The 24,745-nt window shown below is 66.7% G+C and carries 28 protein-coding genes; 19 read left to right on the top strand and 9 right to left on the bottom strand.

The window, feature by feature from the left end; translation table 11 throughout:
- Positions 1–36 precede the first annotated feature (36 nt).
- From A5699_RS26965 to A5699_RS26975, 3 genes are read left to right on the top strand one after another with little or no spacing between them, the layout of a single operon-like run.
- Positions 37–1,185, top strand: coding sequence for an 8-amino-7-oxononanoate synthase (locus A5699_RS26965; RefSeq protein ID WP_067776554.1), 1,149 nt, complete (start codon positions 37–39; stop codon positions 1,183–1,185).
- On the top strand, positions 1,182–1,859 hold the full coding sequence (bioD, locus tag A5699_RS26970; RefSeq protein WP_067776557.1) for a dethiobiotin synthase: 678 nt from the start codon (positions 1,182–1,184) through the stop codon (positions 1,857–1,859). The genes A5699_RS26965 and bioD overlap by 4 nt, the downstream gene beginning before the upstream one ends.
- A 1-nt stretch (position 1,860) precedes the next feature.
- A complete protein-coding gene (locus tag A5699_RS26975) occupies positions 1,861–2,370 on the top strand; it encodes a 2'-5' RNA ligase family protein (RefSeq protein ID WP_067776560.1) in 510 nt (169 codons plus the stop codon).
- Positions 2,371–2,380: 10 nt separating this feature from the next.
- On the opposite strand, the gene A5699_RS26980 is transcribed toward A5699_RS26975, so the two are convergent.
- On the bottom strand, positions 2,381–2,998 hold the full coding sequence (locus A5699_RS26980) for a TetR family transcriptional regulator (protein ID WP_067776563.1): 618 nt from the start codon (positions 2,996–2,998) through the stop codon (positions 2,381–2,383).
- Positions 2,999–3,143: 145 nt separating this feature from the next.
- Between A5699_RS26980 and bioB the strand changes: the two genes are divergently transcribed.
- Genes bioB through A5699_RS26995 form a run of 3 tightly spaced genes read left to right on the top strand, consistent with a single transcriptional unit; the run spans position 3,144 to position 5,057 of the window.
- A complete protein-coding gene (gene bioB / locus A5699_RS26985; protein WP_067776566.1) occupies positions 3,144–4,151 on the top strand; it encodes a biotin synthase BioB in 1,008 nt (335 codons plus the stop codon).
- A gap of 25 nt (positions 4,152–4,176) precedes the next feature.
- A complete protein-coding gene (locus A5699_RS26990; RefSeq protein WP_067776665.1) occupies positions 4,177–4,422 on the top strand; it encodes a hypothetical protein in 246 nt (81 codons plus the stop codon).
- The gene (locus A5699_RS26995) at positions 4,419–5,057 is read left to right on the top strand and encodes a DUF2567 domain-containing protein (protein WP_067776569.1); all 639 of its coding nucleotides are present in this window, start codon (positions 4,419–4,421) and stop codon (positions 5,055–5,057) included. The genes A5699_RS26990 and A5699_RS26995 overlap by 4 nt, the downstream gene beginning before the upstream one ends.
- On the opposite strand, the gene A5699_RS27000 is transcribed toward A5699_RS26995, so the two are convergent.
- Positions 5,023–6,354 (bottom strand): lipase family protein, encoded by a 1,332-nt coding sequence (locus A5699_RS27000; protein WP_067776572.1) that lies wholly within the window; start codon positions 6,352–6,354, stop codon positions 5,023–5,025. The two genes, A5699_RS26995 and A5699_RS27000, sit on opposite strands and share 35 nt — an antisense overlap.
- A 42-nt stretch (positions 6,355–6,396) precedes the next feature.
- The gene (locus tag A5699_RS27005; RefSeq protein ID WP_067776575.1) at positions 6,397–7,089 is read right to left on the bottom strand and encodes an NUDIX domain-containing protein; all 693 of its coding nucleotides are present in this window, start codon (positions 7,087–7,089) and stop codon (positions 6,397–6,399) included.
- A 31-nt stretch (positions 7,090–7,120) separates the two neighbouring features.
- Here A5699_RS27005 and nadA point away from each other — a divergent pair, with 31 nt between their 5' ends.
- Genes nadA through nadC form a run of 3 tightly spaced genes read left to right on the top strand, consistent with a single transcriptional unit; the run spans position 7,121 to position 10,607 of the window.
- Complete coding sequence (gene nadA, locus A5699_RS27010; protein ID WP_067776578.1) at positions 7,121–8,179, top strand: quinolinate synthase NadA; 1,059 nt, start codon at positions 7,121–7,123, stop codon at positions 8,177–8,179.
- Positions 8,176–9,750, top strand: a complete 1,575-nt coding sequence (locus tag A5699_RS27015) for an L-aspartate oxidase (RefSeq protein WP_067776581.1) — start codon at positions 8,176–8,178, stop codon at positions 9,748–9,750. Before nadA ends, A5699_RS27015 begins: the two co-directional genes overlap by 4 nt.
- Positions 9,750–10,607, top strand: coding sequence for a carboxylating nicotinate-nucleotide diphosphorylase (nadC, locus tag A5699_RS27020; RefSeq protein WP_067776668.1), 858 nt, complete (start codon positions 9,750–9,752; stop codon positions 10,605–10,607). The genes A5699_RS27015 and nadC overlap by 1 nt, the downstream gene beginning before the upstream one ends.
- Before the next feature lie 94 nt (positions 10,608–10,701).
- Here nadC and rhtB read toward each other — a convergent pair whose 3' ends face one another.
- Positions 10,702–11,337 carry a homoserine/homoserine lactone efflux protein gene (rhtB, locus tag A5699_RS27025; protein WP_067776584.1) on the bottom strand — a complete coding sequence of 212 codons (636 nt, stop codon included), beginning with the start codon at positions 11,335–11,337 and terminating at the stop codon, positions 10,702–10,704.
- Between the two features lie 21 nt (positions 11,338–11,358).
- Positions 11,359–11,769, bottom strand: coding sequence for a nitroreductase family deazaflavin-dependent oxidoreductase (locus A5699_RS27030; protein WP_067776671.1), 411 nt, complete (start codon positions 11,767–11,769; stop codon positions 11,359–11,361).
- A gap of 104 nt (positions 11,770–11,873) precedes the next feature.
- On the opposite strand from A5699_RS27030, the gene hisD reads away from it, so the two are divergent.
- Genes hisD through hisI form a run of 8 tightly spaced genes read left to right on the top strand, consistent with a single transcriptional unit; the run spans position 11,874 to position 18,273 of the window.
- Positions 11,874–13,202, top strand: coding sequence for a histidinol dehydrogenase (hisD, locus tag A5699_RS27035; protein WP_067776587.1), 1,329 nt, complete (start codon positions 11,874–11,876; stop codon positions 13,200–13,202).
- Between the two features lie 28 nt (positions 13,203–13,230).
- Complete coding sequence (locus A5699_RS27040) at positions 13,231–14,370, top strand: histidinol-phosphate transaminase (RefSeq protein ID WP_067776674.1); 1,140 nt, start codon at positions 13,231–13,233, stop codon at positions 14,368–14,370.
- The gene (gene hisB / locus A5699_RS27045; RefSeq protein WP_064958646.1) at positions 14,367–14,975 is read left to right on the top strand and encodes an imidazoleglycerol-phosphate dehydratase HisB; all 609 of its coding nucleotides are present in this window, start codon (positions 14,367–14,369) and stop codon (positions 14,973–14,975) included. The genes A5699_RS27040 and hisB overlap by 4 nt, the downstream gene beginning before the upstream one ends.
- On the top strand, positions 14,972–15,589 hold the full coding sequence (gene hisH, locus A5699_RS27050) for an imidazole glycerol phosphate synthase subunit HisH (RefSeq protein WP_067776590.1): 618 nt from the start codon (positions 14,972–14,974) through the stop codon (positions 15,587–15,589). Before hisB ends, hisH begins: the two co-directional genes overlap by 4 nt.
- Complete coding sequence (priA, locus tag A5699_RS27055; RefSeq protein ID WP_067776593.1) at positions 15,586–16,320, top strand: bifunctional 1-(5-phosphoribosyl)-5-((5-phosphoribosylamino)methylideneamino)imidazole-4-carboxamide isomerase/phosphoribosylanthranilate isomerase PriA; 735 nt, start codon at positions 15,586–15,588, stop codon at positions 16,318–16,320. Before hisH ends, priA begins: the two co-directional genes overlap by 4 nt.
- Positions 16,317–17,147: an inositol monophosphatase gene (locus A5699_RS27060; RefSeq protein WP_157561474.1), complete on the top strand. Its 831-nt coding sequence runs from the start codon at positions 16,317–16,319 to the stop codon at positions 17,145–17,147. Before priA ends, A5699_RS27060 begins: the two co-directional genes overlap by 4 nt.
- A complete protein-coding gene (gene hisF, locus A5699_RS27065; protein WP_067776596.1) occupies positions 17,144–17,929 on the top strand; it encodes an imidazole glycerol phosphate synthase subunit HisF in 786 nt (261 codons plus the stop codon). The genes A5699_RS27060 and hisF overlap by 4 nt, the downstream gene beginning before the upstream one ends.
- Positions 17,926–18,273, top strand: coding sequence for a phosphoribosyl-AMP cyclohydrolase (hisI, locus tag A5699_RS27070; RefSeq protein ID WP_067776599.1), 348 nt, complete (start codon positions 17,926–17,928; stop codon positions 18,271–18,273). Before hisF ends, hisI begins: the two co-directional genes overlap by 4 nt.
- Positions 18,274–18,401: 128 nt before the next feature.
- Here the strand turns inward: hisI and A5699_RS29410 are convergent, their stop codons facing one another.
- Positions 18,402–19,727: a hypothetical protein gene (locus A5699_RS29410; protein ID WP_157561471.1), complete on the bottom strand. Its 1,326-nt coding sequence runs from the start codon at positions 19,725–19,727 to the stop codon at positions 18,402–18,404.
- 182 nt (positions 19,728–19,909) lie between these two features.
- Positions 19,910–20,050, bottom strand: a complete 141-nt coding sequence (locus A5699_RS29415) for a hypothetical protein (protein WP_157561472.1) — start codon at positions 20,048–20,050, stop codon at positions 19,910–19,912.
- A 562-nt stretch (positions 20,051–20,612) separates the two neighbouring features.
- On the opposite strand from A5699_RS29415, the gene A5699_RS27075 reads away from it, so the two are divergent.
- Both A5699_RS27075 and A5699_RS27080 read left to right on the top strand, forming a co-directional pair.
- Positions 20,613–22,235 carry an N-6 DNA methylase gene (locus tag A5699_RS27075; RefSeq protein WP_231965852.1) on the top strand — a complete coding sequence of 541 codons (1,623 nt, stop codon included), beginning with the start codon at positions 20,613–20,615 and terminating at the stop codon, positions 22,233–22,235.
- Positions 22,225–23,223, top strand: coding sequence for a hypothetical protein (locus A5699_RS27080; RefSeq protein WP_067776605.1), 999 nt, complete (start codon positions 22,225–22,227; stop codon positions 23,221–23,223). Before A5699_RS27075 ends, A5699_RS27080 begins: the two co-directional genes overlap by 11 nt.
- 7 nt (positions 23,224–23,230) lie before the next feature.
- Here the strand turns inward: A5699_RS27080 and A5699_RS27085 are convergent, their stop codons facing one another.
- Positions 23,231–24,028: an ABC transporter ATP-binding protein gene (locus A5699_RS27085; RefSeq protein WP_067776608.1), complete on the bottom strand. Its 798-nt coding sequence runs from the start codon at positions 24,026–24,028 to the stop codon at positions 23,231–23,233.
- Positions 24,025–24,696: a FadR/GntR family transcriptional regulator gene (locus A5699_RS27090; protein WP_067776612.1), complete on the bottom strand. Its 672-nt coding sequence runs from the start codon at positions 24,694–24,696 to the stop codon at positions 24,025–24,027. The genes A5699_RS27085 and A5699_RS27090 overlap by 4 nt, the downstream gene beginning before the upstream one ends.
- Between the last annotated feature and the right edge of the window lie 49 nt (positions 24,697–24,745).

A 24,745-nucleotide genomic window follows, 5' to 3' on the forward strand; every position in this document is an offset into this window, starting at 1 on the left:
AACTGTCGGCACCGGCACCGGCACCGAAGGAGCACCGTGACGCGCACTGATCTTTCCCCGCTGGCGTGGCTGGCCGATGTCGAGCAACAGCGCCGTCATGCCGGGCTGCGACGCGAACTGCGCACCCGCCCCGCTGTGGCCACCGAATTGGACCTGGCGTCCAACGACTATCTCGGGCTGTCGCAGCATCCCGATGTCCTCGAAGGTGGCGTCGAAGCGCTGCGCACCTGGGGCGCAGGGGCGGGTGGTTCGCGGCTGGTCACCGGAAACACCGAGCTGCACGAGGGGTTCGAGGACGCCCTGGCGACGTTCGTCGGCGCCGAGTCGGCCCTGGTCTTCTCGTCGGGCTACACCGCCAACCTGGGCGCTGTCGTCGCGTTGTCGGGCCCCGGCTCGCTGCTGGTCTCGGACGCCCTTACCCACGCGTCCCTGGTCGACGCCTGCCGGCTGTCACGCGCTCGCGTGACCGTCACCCCGCACCGCGACATCGAGGCGGTCGAGGCCGCGCTGTCCGCGCGCACCGAAGAGCGTGCGGTGGTGTTGACCGAGTCGGTGTTCAGTGCCGACGGGGTGCTGGCCCCGCTGCGTGAGCTGCACGAGGTCTGCCGTCGGCACGGCGCGCTCTTGCTCGTGGACGAGGCACACGGGCTCGGCGTGCGGGGTGTGGGCGGTCAGGGTCTGCTGTACGAGGCGGGGTTGGCGGGCGCGCCGGATGTCGTGATGACCACGACGTTGTCGAAGGCGTTGGGTAGCCAGGGCGGCGTGGTGCTCGGCCCCGCAGCGGTGCGTGCCCACCTGATCGATGCGGCGCGGCCGTTCATCTTCGACACCGGCCTGGCGCCCGCCGCCGTCGGTGCGGCCTGGGCGGCGCTGCGCGTGTTGGTCGCCGAACCGCAGCGGGCGGGCGCCGTGCTCGACCATGCCGCCGAACTCGCCCGGATTTCCGGGGTGACGGCGGTACCGGACTCTGCGGTCGTCTCGGTGATCCTCGGCGCGCCCGAGGTTGCCGTGGCCGCCGCCGCGGCCTGCCTGGACCGCGGTATGCGGGTGGGCTGCTTCCGACCGCCGACGGTTCCTGCAGGTACGTCGCGGTTGCGTCTGACTGCCCGGGCCTCGTTGACCTCGGACGAGATGAGGCTGGCGCGGCAGGTGCTGACCGAGGTGCTGGCAGAGGCTCGCTCGTGAGCACTCTGGTTGTCACCGGAACCGACACCGGCGTCGGGAAGACGGTGACGACCGCGGCCTTGGCCTGTGCGGCGCGGCTGGCCGGCGTGGACGTCGCAGTCTGCAAACCGGTGCAGACCGGAACCATCGACGGTGACAACGACCTCGGCGAGGTGGGACGGCTGTCTGGCGTGACCAACCTGCACGGCGGATGGCGCTACCCCGAGCCGCTGGCCCCGGTGGCCGCGGCGCATCGGGCCGGGCTGCCGTTGCCGACGCGCTCCGACCTGGTGGCCGCTGTCCGGGACGCGCAGATTGCCGGTGGGCTGACCCTGGTGGAAGGGGCCGGCGGTCTGCTCGTCGAGCTGGGGGCCGACGGCGTCACGGTGCGCGATCTGGCGGCCGAGCTTGCTGCGGCCGTCCTGGTGGTGGTTTCGCCAGGGTTGGGAACCCTCAACCACACCGCTTTGACGTTGGAATCCCTTGCTGGGCAAGGGATTACCTGTGCTGGGCTGGTGATCGGCGCCTGGCCGGAGCATCCCGGCATCGCCGAGTCCGGGAACCGGGAGGCGCTGGCCGGGTTGGCGCCCGTGCGTGCGGTATTGCCGTCAGGCACCGGCGGTGCAAGCGCTGCGCAGTTCGAGAAACTGTGCGCGGACGCCTTTGACCCCGACTGGCTGGCCGGCCTGATCTGACGTGGTGCACTCTGTCGAGCTGGTCTTCGACCCGGACACCGAAGTTGCGGTTCGCGGGATCTGGGATGCGTTGCGCGAGGCCGATATTCCCAGCCAGGCACCGGCCAGCCGGCCACACGCAACTCTGACCGTCAGCCAGCGCATCGACTCGCAGGCTGACGATGCGCTGCAGGCGCTCACCGATCGATTTCCGCTGAAATGCAGCTTGGGCGCGACTCTCGTCTTCGGACGTTCCGCCGGAGTGCTGGCGCGGCTGTTGATCCCGACCGAGGAGCTGCTCGGCATACAGGCCGATGTTTACCGACTCTGTCTGCCGTTCATGGATCCAGCCCCGATGCCGCACGCCGAACCGGGGCAGTGGACCCCACATGTGACGCTCGCCCGACGGATCGCTCCGGCCAGGCTGACCACCGCCGTGCGGATCGCGGGACGGCCGGCGGAAATCACCGGCCACGTGACCGGGCTACGGCATTGGGACGGCGACAAGCGCCTCGAGCACCTGATCGGCTGACTCGCCGTGGTCAATCCTGGCTGTGCTGGGGAACGTCGTGTCCGGAGCTCAGTGTGCTGGCGGCGCGCACCGCCAACCCGTCGACGAGTAGCTGCAGACCGAAGGCGAACTGCCGCGAGGTGTCCCGGTTGAGCACCGACTGCTCGTCGGTGAGCGCGCCCGCGGCGTCCCACTGCAGTCGAGACTGCTCATCTGCGGTGAATCCGAGCACGTAATAGAGCACCGTGCGAGCGGCCAACTCGTCGTCGGGCGAGGATACTCCGGCCCGCTGGGCCGCCCCGGCCAACTGCGCGACGATCTCGGTGGCGATCTCGGACTGGCCGGCCGCGAAGCTGGAGGAGACCAGCTCGGCGCCGTCGGTGTGTGACAGCAGTGCGTCGCGCAACGCCACGCAGGTCTGCTGGATCTGTCCCGGCCAGGCCGTCGCGGTGGACTCGGCTCGTACGGGTTGCAGGATGCGGTCGGCGACGGCGCCGAGCAGCTCCTGCTTGTTGGCGAAATGCCAGTACAGCGCGCCGGGGCTGACATTGAGCTCACGCCCCAGGCGCCGCATCGTCAGGTCGGCGATGCCGTAGTTGTCGAGGATGGCCGTCGCCGCATCCACCACGTCGGGTTTGTGGAGTTGCACACCGTTACCCTAGCCTGAACGGTGTTCAATTGTCGGCTCGCCGACGTGTTCAAGTGTCGGCACCGCCGACGTGTTCAAGTGTCGGCACCGCCGACGTGTTCAAGTGTCGGCCCGACCGGCCACATGATCCACAGGAGGACATTCGGTGACGCAGGCGGCCGTAGATGTGTTGGGCGTAGCACGTGAGCAGGTTCTGGAGCGGGGCGTGGGCCTCGACAAGGACCAGACGTTGCAGGTGCTGCAGCTGCCCGACGACAAGCTCGAGGAGCTGCTCGCCCTGGCCCATGAGGTCCGGATGAAGTGGTGTGGCCCCGAGGTCGAGGTCGAGGGCATCATCAGCCTCAAGACCGGCGGCTGCCCGGAGGACTGCCACTTCTGCTCGCAGTCGGGTCTGTTCGCGTCCCCGGTGCGTAGCGCCTGGCTGGATATCCCGAGCCTGGTCGAGGCCGCCAAGCAGACCGCCAAGACCGGTGCCACCGAGTTCTGCATCGTCGCGGCGGTGCGCGGGCCCGACGAGCGCCTGCTGGCCCAGGTCGCCGCCGGCATCGAAGCGATCCGTAACGAGGTCGACATCCAGATCGCCTGCTCACTGGGCATGCTGACCCAGGAGCAGGTGGACCGCCTCAAGGACATGGGCGTGCACCGCTACAACCACAACCTGGAGACGGCGCAGTCCTTCTTCCCCAATGTGGTCACCACGCACACCTGGGAAGAGCGCTGGGGCACCCTGGAGATGGTCCGCGAGGCCGGCATGGAGGTGTGTTGCGGCGGCATCCTCGGCATGGGGGAGACGCTGGAGCAGCGGGCCGAGTTCGCCGCCAATCTGGCCGAGTTGAATCCACACGAGGTGCCGTTGAACTTCCTCAACCCGCGCCCGGGCACGCCGTTCGGCGATCTCGAGGTGCTGCCCGCTTCCGAGGCGCTCAAGGCCGTCGCGGCATTCCGCCTCGCGCTCCCGCGCACGATGCTGCGTTTCGCCGGTGGCCGCGAGATCACCCTCGGTGACCTCGGTGCCAAGCAGGGCATCCTGGGCGGCATCAACGCCGTCATCGTCGGCAACTACCTGACCACGCTGGGACGGCCGGCCGAGTCGGACCTGGAACTGCTCGACGATCTGCAGATGCCGATCAAGGCTCTCAACGCCAGCCTGTAGAACTACGGGTGTGGTGATCTCCGAGATGGCAGCAACGCCGGCTCTGCCCGCGCCCGTCGGCGCCGGCCTCTACAACGTCTACACCGGGGTCCAGGCCGACGCGGCGAACGGAGCAGCGCTGCCCACTGCGGCGCAGCTCGGCCTGGAACCGCCGCGCTTCTGCGCCGAATGTGGCCGCCGGATGATTGTCCAGGTGCGCCCCACCGGATGGTGGGCCAAGTGTTCGAGGCATGGACAGGTGGATTCGACGGACCTGGATACCAGGCGATGAACCTTTCGGGCGAGGCCGGCGCCCCGCGGCTTTCGCGCGGGCGCGCGGCGCTTCTCGTCATGGCTGTGTTGGCAGTTGCCGGTGGTCTTCTCGGTGCCCTGTGGGCATGGTTGGCGCCCGCGGTACACGGCGTGGTGGCCTTGTCGCGCAGCGGCGAGCGGGTGCACGCCTACCTGGGCGGTGAGGCCGACCATTTCTTCACCGCGGCGTTCATGTTCGTCGGTCTGCTCGTCGTGCTGGCAGTCGTGGCGGCGGTGGCGGTGTGGCAGTGGACCGCGCATCGCGGTCCACTGCTGGTTGGCGCGTTGACCGTCGGGTGTGCGTTGGCCACCGGAGTGGCAGCCGCGGTCGGAACCGCGCTGGCCCATGTGCGGTTCGGCTCGTTGGACATCGCGGGAGCACCGGTCAGTCCCGAACATCGCGTCCACTATGTCGTCGAGGCCGCGTCGGTTTTCTTCGGCGATTCGCCGCTGCAGGCCGCCGGCACCTTCCTTTTTCCGGCGGCGATGGCGGCGATGGTCTATGCGCTGATCGCGGTATCGACGGTGCGTGATGATTTGGGCGCCTGGCCGCCCCAGGAAACGCGTTTGCCGCCGCCGGTCAGAGCGGACGCCGTCCGATCCTCCGGCCCATAGCGACCTTCGCGGTGATTCCGGCCAGGCTCGCCATGCCCATGTAGGTCATCGGGTTGAGCAGCGTCGGCCATTTGGACCGCACGATGTTTGCGGTGAGTGGACGGTCGGCGAACCGGTCGGTCAGCCAGCGCAGCGCCATGGGAGCCGACATCGGGTGCAGCAACAGGTGTTCGCTGAACATGTCGCGGTGGTACGTCACGTCGGCGCCGCCGGCCAGGTAGGTATCGGCGAGGGTGTCGATGTCGTCGACGGAGATGATCTCGTCGTGCACGGCCTGCACGATCAGCACGGGCGGAACCGGGGTGGCCACGCCGAGTTTGGTGTCGTGGAAGACCTCGCTGACCTCGGGGGTGTCGAGGATCTCGTCCAGGGGCATGTCGACGAGGTCACCCATGTCGGTCCGGAACATCCGCACCAGGGCTTGCACCGTGGTCATCCGGTGCAGCCGGTCCAAGAGTTTGCGGCCCTCGGCGGTGGCATGGTCGGTGACCACCTGGTTGAGGTTGGGATAGATGTCGGCGAGGGCGGCCACGACCAGGGCCGGCAGTCCCGAGAAGATGGTGCCGTTGAGACGGCGGAAGGTGTTCCCGAGGTCACCGACGGGCGAGCCAAGGACGGCGCCGACGATATTGAGTTCCGGGGCGTAACTGCCGGCCATCTCGGCGGCCCAGGCGCTGGCCAGTCCGCCGCCCGAGTAGCCCCAGAGCCCGATGCGGGCGGAGCGCGACAACGCCAACCGCTCGGTGTTGAGTGCCGCCCGTAAACCGTCGAGTACCCGATAGCCGGGTTCGTACGGCGCGCCCCACATACCGTTGATGCCTTCATGATCAGGCACGGACACCGCCCAGCCCTCCGCCAGCGCGGCGGAGATCAGCAGAAGTTCCAGCTGGGCCAGGGAGCCGGTGGCCTTGGCGTGACGGCGAAGCGCATAGGAAGGGAAGCAGCGGCCGGTGATGGCGTCGATGGCGCACTGGTAGGACACGATCGGACAATCCGGTACGGCGTCGGGCGGGACGATCACCGTGGTGACGGCGGCCTCTGGAATGCCGTTGCGGTCAGTGGTGCGGTACAGCAGTTGCGTGGCGTGGAGGCGTTGCGGGATCAGCCCCAGGAAGGCCAGTTCGACGTCGCGGCTGCGCAGCACGGTGCCTGGCTCGGCGTGCTGGAAGCCCGCGGGCGGTACGTAGAAGTCGTCGTCGTGGGGCAGGTCGGGTCGCGCCGTGCGGTCGAGTTCCTCGTGTGGTGCTCGACCGATCCATTCGGCGGCGGAGATGCTGGCCGCACTGCCCAAGTCCATCCCGGCATTCTTACTTAAGAAGGGTCTAAGAATCCAGTCGACTCACCCGGGCGGCCGCAACGCGGCGAACTCGTCGGTGACGCGGTAACGGGAGTCGGTGAAGCGGTACAGCGCCGCCGGCCGGCCGCCGCTGCGGCCGGATCGCGCTGTGGTGCCGGTGCGGGTGATGACCTTGCGGCGTTCCAGGACCCGCTGCAGGTTGGTCGCGTCGACTTGGTAGTCGAGCGCGGCGCTATAGATGTCCCGAAGGGTGGAGATGGCGAATTCCTTTGGTGCCAAGGCGAATCCGATGTTGGTATAGGAGAGTTTGGCGACCAGTCGGTTGCGCGCGTGTTCGACCATCGGGGCGTGGTCGAAGGCCATTTCCGGCAGGTCATTGACAGGGTGCCATCGGGTGTCCGAGGGCAGTGCCGGGGTGGCGGGGGAGGGCACGAGCCCCAGGAAGGTCGACGCGATGGTTCGTGTGCCCGGAACCCGCCGCGGGTCGGAGAACACCGCCAGTTGTTCGAGGTGGGCCAACTCACGGAGATCGACCTTTTCGGCCAGCTGTCGACGAACCGAGGTCGTCAAGTCCTCGTCGTCGTCCAGTCGTCCACCCGGCAGGGACCATTTTCCCTGTTCGGGATCGAGGGCGCGTTGCCAGAGCAGCACGTTGAGGCTGGGGTGGCGGGAGTCGACGTCGCGAACCTGGAACACGGCGGCAAGGACTTCGTGCGCGGTGTTACCATGTGGCATGTTTTCGATTATAAGTCGAAAACCTGACGGAATGGAGGAGGTCGACGTGACCGCTATCGATGACACCCTCGCGGGGGGCCTGGCGGGTCAGATCGTCGATGGTCCCGACGGTTATTCCGGTGTCGACGGCGACGAGAAGTGGGCCGCTGAGATTCGTCGACTGGTCGACCTGCGCGGGGCGACGCTGCTGGCGCACAACTATCAGCTGCCGGCGATCCAGGACATCGCCGACCACGTCGGCGATTCGCTGGCGCTCTCGCGCATCGCCGCGGAGGCGCCCGAGGACACCATCGTGTTCTGTGGCGTGCACTTCATGGCCGAGACGGCCAAGATCCTCAGCCCGGACAAGACCGTCCTGATCCCGGATCAGCGCGCCGGTTGCTCGCTGGCCGACTCGATCACCGCCGACGAGCTGCAGGCCTGGAAGGATGAGCACCCCGGTGCGGTCGTCGTTTCCTACGTCAACACCACCGCCGCGGTGAAGGCGCTGACCGACATCTGCTGCACCTCGTCCAATGCCGTCGAGGTGGTGGCCTCGATCCCCGAGGACCGCGAGGTGTTGTTCTGCCCGGATCAGTTCCTCGGCGCACATGTCCGGCGCGTCACCGGCCGCAAGAACCTGCACGTGTGGGCAGGGGAGTGCCACGTGCACGCCGGCATCAACGGCGACGAGCTCGCCGACCAGGCGCGGTCACACCCCGACGCTGAACTGTTCGTGCACCCGGAATGCGGGTGTGCCACCTCTGCGCTGTATCTGGCCGGCGAAGGCGCTGTGCCCGAGGAGCGGGTGAAGATCCTGTCCACCGGAGGCATGCTCGACGCGGCCCGCGAGACCCGGGCCCGGCAGGTTCTGGTTGCGACCGAGGTCGGCATGCTGCACCAATTGCGCCGGGCCGCACCCGAAGTCGACTTCCTGGCGGTCAATGACCGGGCCTCGTGCACGTTCATGAAGATGATCACCCCGGCTGCGCTCTTGCGCAGTCTGATCGAAGGTGCCGACGAGGTGCATGTCGATCCCGAGACCGCCCGCCTGGGTCGTGCCAGCGTGCAGCGGATGATTGCGATTGGTCAGCCCGGCGGCGGGGAGTGACCACCTTCGCGTGCGGCGGTTCGACGCTGTGGCAACAGCCGGCTGACGTCGTCGTCGTAGGGACCGGGGTGGCCGGTCTGGTCGCCGCGTTGGCGGCGCAGCGGCGTGGCCGTCGTGTGGTGGTGCTGAGCAAGGCACGTGAGACGGCCACGTTCCACGCCCAGGGTGGGATCGCCGTGGTGCTGCCCGACACCGACGATTCCGTGGACGCACACGTTGCCGACACGATCGCCGCCGGCGGTGGGCTGTGCGATCCCGACGCCGTGCGGTCGATCGTTGCGGCCGGCTACGACGCGGTGGCCGATCTGGTTGCCGATGGCGCCAGGTTCGACGAGGCCGCCCCCGGCCGGTGGGCGTTGACCCGCGAGGGTGGGCACAGCCGGCGCCGCATCATTCATGCCGGCGGGGATGCCACCGGCGCGGAGGTGCAGCGCGCTCTCGACGTTGCCACCGCCACCCTCGACATCCGCCGCAACCATGTGGCCCTGCAGATCCTGCGTGATGACTCAGCGGTGAACGGGGTCCTGGTCCGCAATGAGGACGGCCTGGGCATCGTGCACGCACCGTCGGTGATCCTCGCCACCGGCGGCCTCGGTCATGCCTATGCGGCCACCACCAATCCCGGCGGATCGACCGGGGACGGCATTGCTTTGGCGTTGTGGGCCGGTGTGCCGGTCCGTGACATCGAGTTCGTCCAGTTCCATCCGACCATGCTGTATGCCGAGGGCGGTGCCGGGCGACGTCCGCTCATCACCGAAGCGCTTCGCGGTGAAGGCGCGATACTCGTTGATGCACACGGTGATTCGGTGACCGACGGCGTGCACCCGATGGGCGACTTGGCCCCACGCGATGTGGTCGCGGCGGCCATCAACGCCCGATTGAGTGCAACCGGCGACCGGTGCGTATATCTGGACGCGCGTGCGGTCAACCGGTTCGCCGACCGGTTTCCCACCGTCGCAGCGGCCTGCGCGGCGGCCGGGGTCGACCCCACCCGGCAACCTATCCCGGTGGTTCCCGGCGCGCACTACAGCTGCGGTGGAGTGGTCACCGACGTGCACGGACGCACCGAACTGTCCGGGCTGTTCGCCGCGGGAGAAGTGGCCCGCACCGGCATGCACGGGGCCAACCGGTTGGCCTCCAACAGTCTGCTGGAAGGGCTGGTTGTCGGCGGTCGAGCCGGTGTCGAGGCAGCTGAGCATGCCGGTGTGGCCGGTACCGTCCGGGCCCAGACGCCGCAGGAGCATCGGCGCGATGCACTCGATCGAAATGTCTTGCAGCGCGCGATGTCCGCGCACGCGTCGGTGGTTCGTCACGGTGACGGTCTGGGCCGGCTCGGTGACATCCTCGCCGAGGCGCGACCCGTGCGGCCTGCGGGTCGCCAGGAGTTCGAGGACGCCGCACTGACCGCGACCGCAGGCGCCATCGCCGTCGCAGCCCAGGCCCGCACCGAAAGCCGTGGCTGCCACCACCGCGGCGACCACCCCGAAACCGATCCCGCTCAGGAGCATCCCGTGACAGTTCGTGCCGCAGCCGGCCGTCTTGCCCTCGACACCCCGACGGCGGTGTGCTGATGGCGCTTTCCGAAACCGAACTGGCCGAGGCTCGGGCCACTATCGCCCGCGCAGTCGAGGAAGACCTGCGGTACGGCCCCGACGTGACGACGATCGCCACCGTAGACGCCGCGGCGATGACCACCGCCGCAGTGGTCAACCGGGAGCCCGGCGTGATCGCCGGGGTGGACATCGCGTTGCTGGTGCTCGACGAGGTGCTCGGCGCCGACGGATACCGCGTGATCGACCGCGTCCAGGACGGTGCCCGGCTGGACGCCCGTTCGACGATCCTGTCTGTCGAGGCCCCGACACGAGGTCTACTCACCGCCGAACGCACCCTGCTCAACCTGATGTGTCATCTCTCGGGAATCGCCACCGCGACCGCCGCCTGGGTGGATGCGGTGTCCGGCACCCACGCCAAGATCCGCGACACCCGCAAGACGCTTCCGGGTCTGCGCGCCTTACAGAAGTACGCGGTGCGCGTCGGCGGTGGCGTCAACCATCGGATGGGACTCGGTGACGCCGCCTTGATCAAGGACAACCACGTGGCTGCCGCAGGGTCGGTGCTCGCCGCGCTCAAGGCGGTCCGGGCCGAGGCGCCCGATCTGCCCTGCGAGGTCGAGGTGGACTCCCTCGAACAACTCGACGAGGTGCTCGGGGCCGACGTGGAACTGGTGCTGCTGGACAACTTCCCGGTGTGGCAGACCCAGATCGCGGTGCAGCGCCGCGATACCCGTTCACCCAAGACGCTGCTGGAATCCTCGGGCGGCCTGTCGCTGGACAGCGCGGCCGACTACGCCGGCACCGGGGTGGATTACCTGGCGATCGGGGCGCTCACCCATTCGGTACGAGTGCTCGATATCGGCCTGGACACTTAATCCGCTGCGGCGCGGCCTGAGCACGTCCGCTGCAGACTGCGATGGAAACGGCAGCACCGATCATCCAGAAGGCGCTGGAGGCTACGACGGGTGGCTAGGCGGTCGCGCCGCGGCGGACCAACGACAACACCACCGCAGCTGTGGCGAACAGCCCGGAGAACACCCGGCCGAGCATCGTCTGCTGACGCGGTGTCTGCAGCCAATTGAGCAACCGCGCCGCCAGGCCGGTGTAGAGACTCATCACGACCACGTCGACGACCACCATGGTCGCTCCGATCGCCAGGTACTGCGGCAGCAACGGCGCCGTCGGCACCACGAACTGCGGCAGGACCGCGACGAGGAACACCAAGCCTTTGGGGTTGGTCGTGTTCACCAGGAATCCGCGCATCACCAGGGACAGTCGGCCGCGTTCACCCGTGCCGCCCATCCGGTCGCGCAGATCCTGCGAGGCGCTGCGCCACTGCTGGATCGCCAGATAGATCAGGTACGCCACACCGATCCACTTGACGATGTGGAAGGCCAGCATCGACTTCGCGACCACGGCTCCCAGGCCGACGGCGACCAGCAGCAGTTGTGCGAGTAGCCCGAACTGGAGTCCGAGCACGCTCCATGACCCACGGCGTACGCCATGGGTCAGGCCGGTAGCCATCGACTGAATCGCCCCGGCGCCGGGGGACAAGCTGATGACGATCGACGCGCCGAGAAACGCGAGCCAGATCTGCCAGGTCATAGGTGCAGTCTGGCGACCGTGTCAAACGATATCTGCGACGAAGACGCCCATCCGGCGGGCCGCGTTGCGGGGGATCCGGGGGAGCGTTGGATCGTCGGTGCCCGCCGGCAGCACCCGCGGATTGGTGATCTTGATGTCGTCACGGAACAGGTGCACGTCCGCCTCACCGGCGGCGAGCACGTTCTTCACCCAGTTGGTCTTGCCGTGCAGGAGCGTCACCGCGAACACATTGCCCTTGCGGTAGCTGGTCACGATCGTCTCGTACGGCGTACCGGAGGTACGGCCCCGATGCTTGATCACGGTGAATCCCGGCAGTCGCTTCGAGAAGGGTTTCACCAGCGGGTTGATGTACTTGATCTGGAACCGCTCGAGCGCCGGCGGCACGAGCATCGGTACGCCGGGAGCGTTGTTCGGGTGGTCGTTTGCGGACATCTGGGGCTCCATTCGGCAGGCTGGAACCACCTTACGGCGGGTCGTGCCGGCGGCAACCGACGACGGATTTTTATCAACTGGACTGATCAGGGACAATTGAACCGATGGCCGAGTTTCAGATGTCCCGTATCGACCTGCGTAACCGCGTGCTGAACGCTGCGCAGTTGCGAACTGCGCTGCCTCGCGGCGGGGTCGACGTGGACGCAGTGGTGCCCAAGGTCCGCCCGATCGTGGAGGCCGTCGCCGAGCACGGCGCGAAGGCTGCCCTCGACTACGGCCATTCGTTCGACGGTATTCGTCCCGAAACCGTGCGGGTGCCTGGGGCGCGGCTCGCCGCGGCCCTGGCCGAACTCGATCCCGACGTGCGTACCGCGCTGCAGGTCTCCATCGACCGGGCTCGCGCGGTGCACGCCGATCAACGGCGGACCGACACGACCACCACGCTGGCGCCCGGCGCCACCGTCACCGAACGTTGGGTGCCCGTCGAGCGGGTCGGGCTCTATGTACCGGGCGGCAACGCCGTCTACCCGTCGAGCGTGGTGATGAACGTGGTGCCGGCTCAGACCGCCGGTGTCGATTCACTGGTGATCGCGAGCCCGCCGCAGGCGGAGTTTGACGGGCTGCCGCACCCGACCATCCTGGCTGCCGCAGCGCTGCTCGGCGTCGACGAGGTCTGGGCCGTCGGTGGCGCCCAGGCGGTGGCACTGCTGGCCTACGGCGGTACGGACACCGATGGCGCGGAGCTGGCTCCGGTCGACATGATCACCGGCCCCGGCAACATCTACGTGACCGCCGCCAAGCGCATCTGCCGCTCGCAGGTCGGTATCGACGCCGAGGCCGGGCCCACCGAGATCGCGATCCTGGCCGACGACACGGCCGATCCGGTGCACGTCGCCGCGGATCTGATCAGCCAGGCCGAGCACGACGAGATGGCGGCCAGCGTGCTGGTCACCGACAGTGAGGCGCTCGCCGAGGCCACCGACCGCGAGCTCACGCGCCAGCTGGAGACCACGGTGCATGTCGACCGAGTCCGCGCAGCGCTCTCGGGCAAGCAGTCCGCGATCGTGCTCGTCGACGACATCGAGGCCGGCGTGCGCGTGGTCAACGCCTACGCCGCCGAGCACCTGGAGATCCAGACTGAGGACGCGCCCGGTGTGGCCGACCGGATTCGTTCGGCCGGCGCCATTTTCGTCGGCGCTTGGTCGCCGGTCAGCCTGGGTGACTACTGTGCCGGCTCCAACCACGTGTTGCCGACCGCGGGCTGCGCGCGGCACTCCAGCGGCCTGTCCGTGCAGACGTTCCTCCGTGGCATCCACGTCGTGGAATACGACGAGGCTGCGCTCAAAGACGTGTCCGGACACGTGATCACGCTGTCCAAGGCGGAAAACCTGCCCTCGCACGGCGAGGCGGTACGACGGAGGTTCGAACGGTGATGAGCGCTTGCGCGAAGAACAGGCGATCATGAGCGCACGGGATGTGACGCTGGCCGATCTGCCGCTGCGCGACAACCTGCGCGGGAAGTCGCCTTATGGCGCACCGCAATTGGTGGTTCCGGTGCGGCTCAATACCAACGAGAACCCGCACCCGCCGACCCAGGCCCTGATCGACGACGTCGCCGCGTCGGTCCGCGAGGCCGCGGCCGAGCTTCACCGTTATCCCGACCGGGATTCGGTTCAGTTGCGCACCGATCTGGCCGCCTACCTCACCGCAGCCACCGGGGTGCCGCTCACCGTCGACAACCTGTGGGCGGCAAACGGTTCGAACGAGATTCTGCAGCAGTTGTTGCAGGCCTTCGGGGGGCCGGGACGCACTGCGATCGGGTTCGTGCCGTCGTACTCGATGCACCCGATCATCTCCGACGGCACCCAGACAGAGTGGTTGCAGGCGGCTCGCGCCGCGGATTTCGGGCTTGACATGAACGTGGCCGTGGCCGCCGTGACGGAGCGCAGCCCCGACGTCGTGTTCGTCGCCAGCCCCAACAACCCGTCCGGACAGAGTGTTTCGATCGAGGACCTGCGCCGGCTGTTGCAAGCCATGCCAGGCGGCATCCTGATCGTCGACGAGGCCTACGGCGAGTTCTCGTCGCAGCCCAGCGCGGTGACTTTGATCGACGAGTTCCCGGCCAAGTTGATTGTCACCCGCACGATGAGCAAGGCCTTCGCGTTCGCCGGCGGTCGGCTCGGTTACCTGGCGGCCGCGCCTGCGGTGATCGATGCGCTGCTGTTGGTGCGCCTGCCGTATCACTTGTCGATCCTCACCCAGGCGGCCGCGTGTGCGGCACTGCGTCATGCCGATGACACCCTGGGGAGCGTGGCGACCCTGGCTGCCGAACGCGACCGGGTGAGCGCCGAATTGACCCGCCTGGGCTATCGAGTGATCCCCAGCGACGCGAATTTCGTGCTGTTCGGCGAGTTCACCGATGCACCCGCGACGTGGCAACGCTACCTGGACAAGGGAATCCTGATCCGCGACGTCGGCATCCCCGGCTTCCTGCGCACCACGATCGGGCTGGCCGAGGAGAACGACCCATTCCTGGCCGCCAGCGCCGATCTGGCCGCCACCGAACTTCAGCCCGCCAACAGCCCGGTAGGAGCATCGTGACCCGTCGCGCGAAAGTCGAACGTAAGACCAGGGAATCCGACATCACCGTCGAGATCGACCTCGACGGCACCGGTGTCGTCGACATCGACACCGGCGTCCCGTTCTTCGACCACATGCTGACCGCGCTGGGCACCCACGCCAGCTTCGATCTCACGGTGCACGCCAAGGGCGACATCGAAATCGAGGGTCACCACACGATCGAGGACACCGCGATCGTGCTGGGCCAGGCGCTGGGGGAGGCCCTCGGCGACAAGAAGGGCATCCGCCGCTTCGGTGATGCGTTCATTCCGATGGACGAGTCGCTGGCGCATGCAGCTGTCGACGTGTCCGGCCGGCCCTACTTCGTGCACACCGGCGAGCCCGAGTTCATGGTGGAATTCACCATTGCCGGTTCCAGCGCGCCGTACCACACGGTGATCAACCGGCATGTGTTCGAATCGCTGGCGTTCAACGCCCGCATCGCATTACACGTACGGACGCTGTACGGCCGCGACCCGCACCACATCACCGAGGCGCAGTACAAAGCAGTGGCCCGCGCACTGCGCCAGGCCGTGGAATACGACGCTCGCGTCACCGGCGTCCCGTCGACCAAAGGGACGTTGTGACCAAGAAAGTCGTCGTATTGGACTATGGGTCGGGCAATCTGCGCTCGGCCCAGCGCGCGCTGGAACGTACCGGCGCCGATGTGGAGGTGACCGCAGATCCGGCGGCGGCTGCCGACGCCGACGGACTGGTGGTGCCGGGCGTCGGAGCGTTCGAGGCATGCATGACGGGGCTGCGGGCGATCGGCGGCGAGAAGATCATCGCCAACCGATTGCAGCACGAGCGGCCGGTGCTGGGCGTCTGTGTCGGGATGCAGATCCTGTTCACCCGCGGGGTGGAGTTCGGCGTGGAGTCCACCGGTTGTGGGCAATGGCCCGGATCGGTGACCCGACTCGACGCCCCGGTGATCCCGCACATGGGCTGGAACGTCGTCGAGGCACCGAACGGCAGCACGCTGTTCAAGGGCCTCGACGCCGACACCCGCTTTTATTTCGTGCACTCGTACGCCGCGCAGGAGTGGTCCGGTAATCCGGACGCGCTGGTGACCTGGGCGACGCACCACGTGCCGTTCATCGCCGCCGTCGAAGACGGCGCGTTGTCGGCCACGCAATTTCATCCGGAGAAGAGTGGCGACGCCGGTGCGACGCTTCTCGCGAATTGGGTTGAGGGACTGTGAGTTTGATTCTTTTGCCGGCCGTCGACGTGGTGGACGGCAAGGCGGTGCGCCTGGTGCAGGGCAAGGCCGGCAGCGAGACCGATTACGGCTCGGCGCTGGAAGCAGCGCAGACGTGGCAGCGTGACGGCGCCGAGTGGGTCCACCTGGTCGATCTGGACGCCGCGTTCGGTCGCGGCTCCAACCGAGAATTGCTGGCCGAGGTGGTCGGCAAACTCGACGTGAAAGTGGAGTTGTCCGGCGGCATCCGCGACGACGACTCGCTGAAGGCCGCCATGGACACCGGCTGCGCCCGCGTCAACATCGGCACCGCCGCGCTGGAGAGCCCCGAGTGGTGCCGGGGTGCCATCGCCGAATATGGCGACCGCGTGGCCGTCGGTCTCGACGTGCAGTTCGAGAACGGCAGCTGGCGCTTGCGGGGCCGTGGGTGGGAAACCGATGGCGGTGATCTGTGGGAAGTCTTGGATCGCCTTGACCGCGAAGGGTGTTCGCGTTACGTCGTCACCGACGTCACCAAGGACGGCACCCTCACCGGGCCAAACCTGGAACTTCTGGCAGCGGTCGCCGACCGCACCAACGCCCCGGTGATCGCCTCGGGCGGAGTGTCGAGCCTCGACGATCTTCAGGCGATCGCCACCCTGACCGGGCACGGCGTGGAAGGTGCGATCGTCGGAAAAGCGCTGTATGCCGGACGATTCACTCTGCCGCAGGCACTGGCTGCGGTCAGCGGATAAGAGAGGTGGGCGCCCTGGACCCGTCGAAGCTGGCCGCGCTGGTCGATGCGGCGACTGAGATTCTCGACGCCGCGTCGGTGCCGTTCATTGCCGGGCACCGGGCCGATTCCGCGGTCGCCAAGCAGGGCAACGACTTCGCCACCGAAGTCGATCTCGCGATCGAGCGGCAGGTCGTACGAGCGCTGACCGAGGCTACCGGGATCGGCGTCCACGGTGAGGAATTCGGCGGCGAGCCGATCGATTCGCCGCTGGTGTGGGTGCTCGACCCGATCGACGGCACGTTCAACTACGCGGCAGGGTCGCCGATGGCTGCCATTCTGCTCGGACTGTTGGCCGATGGCGAGCCGGTGGCCGGCCTGACCTGGTTGCCCTTCACCGGACAGCGGTATTCGGCGCTGGCCGGGGGACCGGTGCGGGACAACGGAACCGCGCTGCCGCCGCTGGGGTCGCCGACGTTGACCGACTCGATCGTCGGAATCCAGACCTTCAACATCGACTCTCGCGGCCGGTTCCCCGGCCGCTACCGGGTCGAGGTGCTGTCGAATCTCAGCCGAGTCTGCTCACGGGTGCGGATGCACGGGGCCACCGGCGTCGACCTGGCCTACGTGGCCGCCGGAATCCTGGGCGGGGCGATCAGTTTCGGCCATCACATCTGGGACCACGCCGCCGGCGTGGCGCTGGTGCGCGCCGCCGGGGGCATCGTGACCGATCTGGCCGGTGACCCGTGGACGGCCGAATCCAAGTCAGCCTTGGCCGCTGCGCCCGGTGTGCACGAACGCATGCTGGAAATCGTGAAATCCGCAGGCAATCCGGAGGACTATCTGTGAGCACCATCAGTGACGTTGCGACGAGGGTGATCCCGTGCCTCGACGTCGACGCCGGCCGGGTGGTCAAGGGGGTCAACTTCGAGAACCTGCGCGACGCGGGTGATCCCGTCGAGCTGGCGGCCGCTTACGACGCCGAAGGCGCCGACGAGCTGACCTTCCTCGACGTCACCGCATCCTCGTCGGGCCGGTCCACGATGCTCGAGGTGGTCAAGCGCACCGCCGAGCAGGTGTTCATCCCGCTGACCGTCGGTGGTGGGGTGCGTTCCGTCGACGACGTCGACATGCTGTTGCGCGCCGGCGCCGACAAGGTGTCGGTCAACACCGCCGCGATCGCGCGCCCGGAACTGTTGGCCGAGCTGGCCCGGCAGTTCGGTTCACAGTGCATCGTGCTCAGTGTCGACGCGCGAACCGTGCCGGCCGGTGATGCTCCCACCCTGTCGGGGTGGGAGGTGACCACCCACGGTGGTCGCCGCGGAACCGGGCTGGATGCGATCGAATGGGCCATCCGCGGCGCTGAACTCGGCGTCGGGGAGATCCTGCTGAACTCGATGGACCGGGACGGCACCAAGGCCGGTTTCGACCTGCCGATGTTGCGGGCGGTCCGTGCCGCCGTGGGGGTTCCGGTGATTGCCAGCGGTGGTGCCGGAGCGGTGGCCGATTTCGCGCCCGCCGTGCAGGCCGGTGCGGATGCGGTGCTGGCCGCCAGTGTGTTTCATTTCCGGGAGCTGACCATCGGCCAGGTGAAGGCGGCGATGGCGGCGGAAGGGATCACGGTCCGATGAGCGCTCTTGACCCGGCGATTGCGGCGCGGTTGAAGCGCACCGCCGACGGACTGTTCAGCGCCGTGGCACAGGAGCGGTCCACCGGCCAGGTGCTGATGGTCGCCTGGATGGACGACGACGCGCTGGCCCGCACTCTGGAAACCCGTGAGGCCACCTATTTTTCGCGCTCCCGCGGCGAGCAGTGGGTCAAGGGCCTGACCTCCGGGCACACGCAATATGTGCACTCGGTGCGGCTGGACTGCGACGGCGACACGGTGTTGCTGGAGGTCGACCAGACCGGTGCCGCCTGCCACACCGGTGCGCACACTTGCTTCGACGCGGACGTGTTGCTGTCCGAGGGCTGACTGGGTGTGGCTGTAGTCGTCGGAGTATCGGTCTGTAGCCAGTCTGCGACCTACCTCAGAGGACCGTTGTGCCCTGCCGAGCCGGGACTTAGAAGGGCCGCGAGCGGCTGGCACCTGCCAGACGGCCGCTACGCTCGATGCCGCCCCTCGTCGCGATTGACCTGAAGTTCTTGGCCAGCCTTCGCCATCACCACTCGATTTTCGGCGAATAAGTGGTCAATAGCTGCATCTACCCGATGAATGTAGTCTTCGTCGCGCGCACACCAAAGCGCACCTGCCAGATCTTCGCCATCATTCCAACTAACGCCCGCTTGCGCAGCAACTAGTTCATACACTAGTTCCGCGTCAACTAGAGTCTTCCATTCTGGCGGGAAGTGACTAAAATAGCCTGATCTAATCGCCCATGGGCTGGCATTCGCCAACGTCTGGCCATCGGCATCTACAATCAATCCTGCTCTCGCCAGAATATTCAGGGCGAATCCCTCGACCTTACGCCAAGGGTACTTATCCTTAGGTAGGTCATCGTTATTCTTACGAGGAAAGGCATCAGGCGATGCTTCTAGAGTCAATTTGATGGCTTGCTTTATGACCTGACCAGCTGTTGCTTTACCTGCTTGCGCTTTCTGAGTGGTTTCTATGTGATCCAGGAGTAGTTCACGCACGTCGGGGAACAAACCTACGGTTTGCAGAAGGATCGTTTGGAACTGTTCAGAGCGCGATCCTCGCGATTCCTTCGATGCAAGTCTTTCACTGTCGGATGAATGGTCACGGATCGAAGTCGGAGTTACCGTTCGTTCTACATGCTGCAGAAGTCGCACGCTAACGCGGGGTTCTGCGCCAATCACTTGGATAATTCCCCTGAGTTTTGCATGGTGAAGCAGCCGCGTCATCAAACGCGGCGAGTCCACGCCCGGGTGCCGGTTTTCTGGATTGAATCGCGGGTCTTTGAGATTAAGCCACGGACGAATGTAAGTCTTTAGAACAGGTCTCTGATCCGCGTTGTTGCTACTGAGAACTGATTGAAGTGCGACCAGCGCATCGTCTAATGACATCAACTCTTCGGGCCATTCGAAGGCGTCTCTTGGGTCTGGGTAGGCAGGCTTGGAGCTTGGTGAAAGTAGTTTTCCCGCCTGCGTAAAGGTTACTTGATTTGAGAGTGGCTCCAATATCGGAGATCGACCGCTCGAGATCTCGGGATGAAAGGAATAGACCGTGCATGTCCGTCCCTCACCGTATTCACTGATAGCTTTGGCGACCGCTTGCTGCACATTTGCGTCGTAGCCATCGGTCACTTCGAAAGTAATGTCCGGGCTGTTGAGGAGCTCGCGCTGGGGTTCTAATCCAACAACCACAATCTTGGGTGCTGGGGTGAGTGACTGCTGTGCCGCCTCGACCAGTCCAAGTTCGCTACCCGCGAAGGCGCGGGACAGTTCCACCAACACCAGGTTTTCCATTCACGCACTTTAAACCGCGGAGAGCCGCCCCGACTCAAAGACGGGGCGGCTCTTTGCAGTGTCCTAGCTCACACCGCCAGCCTGCTGAGGGTGTAAGCCGTAGGAGGGCTTTCTGTAACGCCGATGACGGTCAGAGGACCGATCGTCATTGGTTATCGCGCTCCACGAACTGTTCGAGCTCGTCAGTCATCTGTGTGCAGGAACTCCTGCACAGCAAAGATGAAGAGAGCGATCAGAACGTGCGGGACCAATGCAGGGTCCACCACGAACGCGATCAGAAGCGCCAGTGTGACTGCTGTCGCAGCCAGAAGGCGTTTGCTCATCCACCTCAACCTTTCGACTCAAGGGTTTACCGAGTCGACACCGGGAGGAGTGAACGCAAGAAGCCGGATGCAAATGTCGCAGGCCGCCAACTGTCAGACGCAAGATATTCAGCTGTGGAAAACTAGCCAAAGGCGACGAGACGCCAGCGATTAGCGGTAGATGCGGAGAAGCCGCAGGAGAAGAACCGAGAGCAAGACAGTCGACCCGTTGGGCCCGTCGCAGTGCATGCTACGCCGTGGATATGTAGACCGCAACCAGTTACTCCTGTGGCAAGTCGTTTCACCATGCCCTACCAGCATCGATGGCACGCCGATCCGCTGAAACTCGATCACACGCTGCGGCGAGCTCCTGTTCAACGGTCACGACCTCAGTTCCAGCCAGTTCGCCGTGAATCAAACTACTACCACCCGAACCCGAGAACCTCCCCGCGACCTGGAAACCCTCACCCGCATTAGACGCCGTCCCCGACGAACCATGGTTCTGAGTTGAGCCTGTCTGTATCACCCGCTATCGGGCGTTGCGGTGTCTGAACTTGTCGGTGTCATCGGCAACAATGACGGGGTGACTGACACCGCCGCGACCCGCAAAGCGCGCGGTGCGTTTTTCACCCCGCCCGAGATCACGCGGTATCTGACCCGGTGGGCAATCCGGTCCGCTGACGATGAGGTCTTCGAACCTGCGGCCGGGGAGGCGGCGTTCGTGGTCGAGGCGGTCACCCGGCTGGCCGAATTGGGGACTGACCTGCCAAGGGTCGACGGGGTGGAACTTCATGCGGCCAGCGCCACCACCGCGCGCAAGCGCGTTGCCGCCGCCGGCGGCACGGCCCGCATCAGGACGGCCGACTTCTTCACAATCGACCCGCGGGCCGAGTACACCGCCGTGATCGGCAACCCGCCCTACATCCGCTACCAGGAGTTCCGGGGTGCCACCCGGGCGCAGTCGCGCTGTGCCGCACTCAAGGCGGGCGTCACCCTGTCTGGGCTGGCCTCGAGCTGGGCCGCGTTTACCGTGCATGCCGCGCTGTTCCTCAAGCCGGGCGGGCGTTTGGCCCTCGTACTGCCGGCCGAACTGCTGAGCGTCAACTATGCGGCGGCCGTGCGCAAGTTCCTCTTCGACCGGTTCGCCAGCGTCGAGTTGGTGATGTTCGACGAGCAGGTGTTCCCCGAGGCCGAGGCCGACGTCGTCCTGCTCCTGGCCGACGGCTACGGCGGCGGGCCGACCGGTCACGCCGTCATTCACCGGGCCCGCAATGCTGACTCCCTGACATCTGAACTGGCGCAACGTCGTTGGTCGCCCCGCGATCCCGCCGACAAATGGGTCAGCGGCCTGATCGGCAACGCACCGGTGGATGCGCTCCACGGTCTGCACGACAGCGGGCAGTTCACCACGCTGGAGACCTGGGGTGACACCACGCTGGGTATGGTCACGGGCAACAACAGCTTCTTCGCGCTGTCCCCAGATCGCGTACGAGAACTGGGGCTGCGGCGCACCGATCTGCTACCGCTGTCCCCGCCGGGCAGTGCGCACCTTCGTGGCCTGACGCTGACCACCGAGCAGCTGATGAAGCTGGGGGAGGACGGCCGCTCCATTCACCTGTTCCGGCCGGCCGGCACCCCGTCAGCACCCGCACAGCGCTACATCGACGCCGGGCACGCCGCCGGGGTGCATCTGGCCTACAAGTGCCGGGTGCGTCAGCCGTGGTATCTGGTGCCGCTGGTACGGCCGGCCGACCTGCTGCTGACGTGTATGAATGCCGACACCCCGCGGTTGGTCAGCAATCGGGCCAAGGCACACCACCTCAACTCGGTGCACGGCGTGTATCTGCAGGACGACGTGCGCTCCGTGGGTCGCGACCTATTGGGATTGGCCGCGTTGAATTCGGTGACGGTTCTGCACGCCGAGATCGTCGGCCGCTCCTACGGCGGCGGAATTCTCAAGATCGAACCGCGTGAGGCCGACCGCTGGTTGGTTCCGTCACCCGAGCTGGTGGCCGCTCGCGCCGATGAATTGCGAGCCGTACGCCGGCGCGTCGGGGTGCTGTTGGAGCGCGGCCAACTACTCGAGGCGACCCACATCGTCGATGACGCGTTGAGCCTGGCGCACCACGTCGCCCTGGAACCCGTTCGGACGGCGCGCGATTCGTTGGCGACGCGGCGGACGGTAAGGTCTCGGCGTGCCCGCTGAACCCTCGACCAAGGCCACCGCGTGGGCCATCTTCGACCGCATCGTGGCCGACGCGGCGCCGGAGGGCACGCACACCAATCCCTGGGTACGCACTGCGGGGGAGCTGAGCTTCGTTCCCGACTTCCGGGTGTTGCGCAAGCTACTCGGCGTGCCGTTGTATCTCGATGCGCCGTCGACCACCGGGGTTCCGGCACTGGCGTTGGATGTGTGGCTGGCCTACGAGTTGCGGCGGGCCGGTTTCGACCCGGACGCGGTCTGGCCGCGAGCCACCGATCCGCGCATCATGCCCAGCGCCATCGCCAACCTTCTCGAAGCGCTGCCACAGAAGGAACGCCAGTTGATCGAGCAACGGCTGCGCCGGTCGATGAAAGGCGTTGCCGCGTCAAGTGCCAGCGTACTGGGCAAGCACTATATGAAGCAGGTCGACGTGGTGATGTCGGACTGGGACACCGGTCCGGAATTGCTCATCAGCACCAAGCGGATGGATTCCAGCTTCGGCAAGAACGCCGCCAACCGGGTCGAGGAAAGCTACGGCGACGCCAAGAACCTGCGGCTGCGTCACCCGATGGCCGCTCTCGGGTTTGTCTACGGCCTGCGTTCGACGATCCTCAGCACCGAACCGGACAAGGCCGAATGGCTCATCGACCTGCTGGGCAAGCTCGGCACCGAGGACGACGCCTATCACGCCGTGGCCCTGGTGATGATCGACTACGACCTCGACAGGCCCGCCGAAGCGGCGGACGAAGAGGTGGACAGCATCGAAAAGGCCGAGCCCGACGCTCTTTTCGAGATCGTGGATGTCGCCACCGCAGCTGTCGACGAAGCGATGGCCGCACTACCCGACATCGCCATCCGCCATGACACGGTGCCGCCGGAATTGCAGCCGTCGCGCTTTCTGGCGACGATGGTCAACCGCGTCATCGACACCACGCCGGTGACCCGGCACCGTGAGGCCCGCCGGCGTCGCAACACCCCGGCCGAAGCCTGAGCGACGACTACAAGACCCGCGAGCTGGCCTTGGCCCGTGCGCTCCACCGCCCGTCGTGATAGCCCACCACCACGGGATGGTCGAACGCCTCACTGACGTGGTCGGTGGTGACGACATCGCGGGCCGGTCCGCTGGCCACGGTGCGGCCGTGGGCGATCAACAGCGCGTGCGTGGTGGTCGTGGGCAGCTCCTCGAGGTGATGGGTGACCAGGATCGAGGCCATCTCCGGATGTGAATCATCCAGGGTGTCAAGAGTTTCCAACAGTTGCTCACGGGCGGCCACGTCCAGGCCGGTGGTCGGCTCGTCGAGCAACAGCAGCTGAGGGTCGGAGATCAGAGCGCGCGCGATGAGGGTGCGGCCTCGTTCCCCCTGGGATAGCGTCGGCCAGATCGCGTCGGCCCGCGCGGACAGTCCCACGGTGTCGATCAGGTCGTCGGCTCGGCGCACCTGCTCGGCCGTCGGCGTCCAGTGCGCCGCGATGTCGATGGTGGCGGTGATCCCGGTGAGCACCACCTCGCGGACGGTGAGTGGGTACTGCAGGCGGTGCCGGGGATTCACGTGCCCGATCGAGCGGCGCAGCACGGCCAGATCGGTGCGACCCATCTGGCCGCCGAGCACGTGCACGGTACCCGACGTCGGAAACGTCACCGCTGCACAGAAACCCAGCAGCGTGCTCTTGCCGGCGCCGTTGGGGCCAAGCAGCGCCCAGTGCTCACCGGACTGCACCGTCAGCGAGATGCCGTCGATGATCTGTTTGCCGTCGCGGCGGAAGGTCACATCGGCGATGTCGAGGACCGGGGTCATGCGAAAGACTCCTTCAACGAGCTCAGATGGGTTCTGCTGGCCGCCGCGGCGGCCTCGGGATCGCGGTCGACGATCGCCTCGGCCAACCGCTGATGGAGCTCGTGATCGCACGGCTCGGAGGCAATCGGCCGGATCCTGAGCATGTCGATCATCGCCAACCGCAGCCGCGGCAGGAACGCGTCGAACAGCTGGATCAGTACCTCGTTATGGGCGGCGGCGATCACTGTGCGGTGAAACGCCATGTCCGCATCCACATGATCGGGTACCGATTGACCCACCACACCGCGGGCGGCCAGCGTGCGGCGGATCGCGCGCATATCGGCGGGCGTGCGGCGATTCGCGGCCAATGCGGCGGCCTCGGCCTCGATGGCGATGCGGGCCTCGATCACCGAGACGATGGTCGCCCGGCGCAGCACGGTGTCCCAGTCTTCGGTGGCGTCCAGCGCCGTCACGAACACCCCGGCGCCCTGACGACTTTCGAGCACGCCTTTGCCGGACAGTTCACGGATGGCTTCGCGCAAGGTGGAACGGCCGACGCCGAGCTGCGCGGCCAGGGTCGTCTCGCCGGGAAGCCGATGGCCCAGCGGCCATTCGCCCTGTCGAATTCGGGCCAGCAGAAGCTGGGCCGTCTGGGCGGCCAGCGGGTGACGCTGAACTTGGGAGGTCATCGAAACCTATCTACTTGTCTGAGGAGTTGTGTACAGTCTAACCATCATG

The organism is Mycobacterium sp. E802 (genome assembly GCF_001666875.1).
In the GTDB taxonomy this organism is placed as follows: Bacteria; Actinomycetota; Actinomycetes; order Mycobacteriales; family Mycobacteriaceae; genus Mycobacterium.

What these genes read in the sequence shown, in the direction of transcription:
- A5699_RS26995 (WP_067776569.1), top strand. Translation starts at nt 4,419, where the DNA reads ATGAACCTTTCGGGCGAGGCCGGCGCCCCGCGGCTTTCGCGCGGGCGC.
- hisD (WP_067776587.1), top strand. Translation starts at nt 11,874, where the DNA reads ATGGCCGAGTTTCAGATGTCCCGTATCGACCTGCGTAACCGCGTGCTG.
- rhtB (WP_067776584.1), bottom strand. Translation starts at nt 11,337, where the DNA reads ATGACCTGGCAGATCTGGCTCGCGTTTCTCGGCGCGTCGATCGTCATC.
- A5699_RS27040 (WP_067776674.1), top strand. Translation starts at nt 13,231, where the DNA reads ATGAGCGCACGGGATGTGACGCTGGCCGATCTGCCGCTGCGCGACAAC.
- A5699_RS27090 (WP_067776612.1), bottom strand. Translation starts at nt 24,696, where the DNA reads ATGACCTCCCAAGTTCAGCGTCACCCGCTGGCCGCCCAGACGGCCCAG.
- A5699_RS27085 (WP_067776608.1), bottom strand. Translation starts at nt 24,028, where the DNA reads ATGACCCCGGTCCTCGACATCGCCGATGTGACCTTCCGCCGCGACGGC.
- A5699_RS27030 (WP_067776671.1), bottom strand. Translation starts at nt 11,769, where the DNA reads ATGTCCGCAAACGACCACCCGAACAACGCTCCCGGCGTACCGATGCTC.
- nadC (WP_067776668.1), top strand. Translation starts at nt 9,750, where the DNA reads ATGGCGCTTTCCGAAACCGAACTGGCCGAGGCTCGGGCCACTATCGCC.
- hisI (WP_067776599.1), top strand. Translation starts at nt 17,926, where the DNA reads ATGAGCGCTCTTGACCCGGCGATTGCGGCGCGGTTGAAGCGCACCGCC.
- A5699_RS29410 (WP_157561471.1), bottom strand. Translation starts at nt 19,727, where the DNA reads ATGGAAAACCTGGTGTTGGTGGAACTGTCCCGCGCCTTCGCGGGTAGC.
- A5699_RS29415 (WP_157561472.1), bottom strand. Translation starts at nt 20,050, where the DNA reads ATGAGCAAACGCCTTCTGGCTGCGACAGCAGTCACACTGGCGCTTCTG.
- A5699_RS27005 (WP_067776575.1), bottom strand. Translation starts at nt 7,089, where the DNA reads ATGCCACATGGTAACACCGCGCACGAAGTCCTTGCCGCCGTGTTCCAG.
- A5699_RS27000 (WP_067776572.1), bottom strand. Translation starts at nt 6,354, where the DNA reads ATGGACTTGGGCAGTGCGGCCAGCATCTCCGCCGCCGAATGGATCGGT.
- A5699_RS26990 (WP_067776665.1), top strand. Translation starts at nt 4,177, where the DNA reads ATGGCAGCAACGCCGGCTCTGCCCGCGCCCGTCGGCGCCGGCCTCTAC.
- nadA (WP_067776578.1), top strand. Translation starts at nt 7,121, where the DNA reads ATGGAGGAGGTCGACGTGACCGCTATCGATGACACCCTCGCGGGGGGC.